The sequence below is a fragment of the Cupriavidus yeoncheonensis genome (assembly GCF_905397275.1).
GTDB classification, from domain to species: domain Bacteria; phylum Pseudomonadota; class Gammaproteobacteria; order Burkholderiales; family Burkholderiaceae; genus Cupriavidus; species Cupriavidus yeoncheonensis.
Window position 1 is genome coordinate 1 of sequence record NZ_CAJPUY010000064.1, and the last position, 1,255, is coordinate 1,255.

At 60.2% G+C, this 1,255-nt stretch carries 1 protein-coding gene; it reads right to left on the minus strand.

Annotated features, from left to right (window positions below; all coding sequences use genetic code 11):
• Positions 1-8: 8 nt before the first annotated feature.
• A protein-coding gene (locus KHO22_RS32290) for an IS3 family transposase (protein WP_211951257.1) occupies positions 9-1,186 on the minus strand; the annotation gives its coding sequence in 2 pieces (ribosomal slippage) (positions 9-919 and positions 919-1,186; 1,179 coding nt in all).
• Between the last annotated feature and the right edge of the window lie 69 nt (positions 1,187-1,255).

Genomic DNA, 1,255 nt, shown 5'->3' on the forward strand with positions numbered 1-1,255 from the left:
TGTAGTGGTCAAGTAATTTCGGACAGGCAGATAGGTTCTTTCACTGACGATTTCGCCTCGTAGGCAGTGGGCGTCAGATACCCCAGGGTTGAGTGCAAGCGCACCGGGTTGTAAAAGCCAACGATGTATTGGGTGATGTCGCGCCGGGCCTCGTCGTGGTTGGCGTATTGACGCTGCCACACGCGCTCCATCTTCAGGTTCAGGAAGAACCGCTCCATCACCGCGTTATCCCAGCAATTGCCTTTTCGACTCATGCTGCAAACGATCTGATGGCGTGTCAGCAAAGCCTGATACTCGGCGCTCGCGTACTGACTGCCTCTGTCCGAGTGCAGCACCAGCCCCGGCGCTGGCCGACGCTGTTGCAGCGCCATGATCAGTGCCGACATGACCAGGTCGGCCGGCATGGTCGGCGCCATCGACCAGCCCACGACCTTGCGCGAGTACAAGTCCAGCACGACAGCCAGATACAGCCAACCCTGGGCCGTGCGGACATAGGTTATGTCCGATACCCAGGCCCGATTCGGTTCAGCCACGTCAAACCGCCGATCCAGCACGTTCTCTGCCACTGGAAGAGCGTGCTTGCTGTCGGTCGTCGATATGAACTTACGCTTCCAGCTCGCACGCAAGCCCGCCGCGCGCATCAGCGTACGAATCCGGTAGCGGCCAAGGTGCAGCCCTTGTGCCCGCACCGCATGCATGACACGCCGGCTGCCGTAGCTCGCGCCGCTGGCAGCAAACGCCGCTTTGACGTGCGTCTGCTCCTGCAGAGCCTTCGTGCTCGGCTTGGCGCGGCGATGCGCATAGTAGCCGGAGCGGCTCACCTGCAATACCCGGCAGGCGTCACTGACCGATACGGCCTCCTGTTGCAAGTGGGCTACCACGCGGTAGCTCACTTTAGTTCCCGAGCAAAGAAGGCCGACGCTTTTTTTAGCAAGGTATTGTCCTCGCGCAGTTGCCGATTCTCCGCCTCCAATTGCCGGATGCGCTGCTGTTCTGCCGTCAGCGGTTTGCCAACGCCAGGTCCGCCGGCGCACTCCGCGTCGTACTGCGCCATCCAGCGCCGAACGGCCGTCTCACCAAGTTCCATCGACCGGCAAACCTCGCTGACCGATAATCCTTGGTCTCGCACCATCCGTACCACTTCCAGCTTGAAGCTGGCGTCAAATTGTCGGCGCCTTCTTGTCATCTATCTTTCTTCCTCGTCGATTCCGGATTGTCCTCCTATCGACCTGTCCGAGGAAATTAGACCACCACA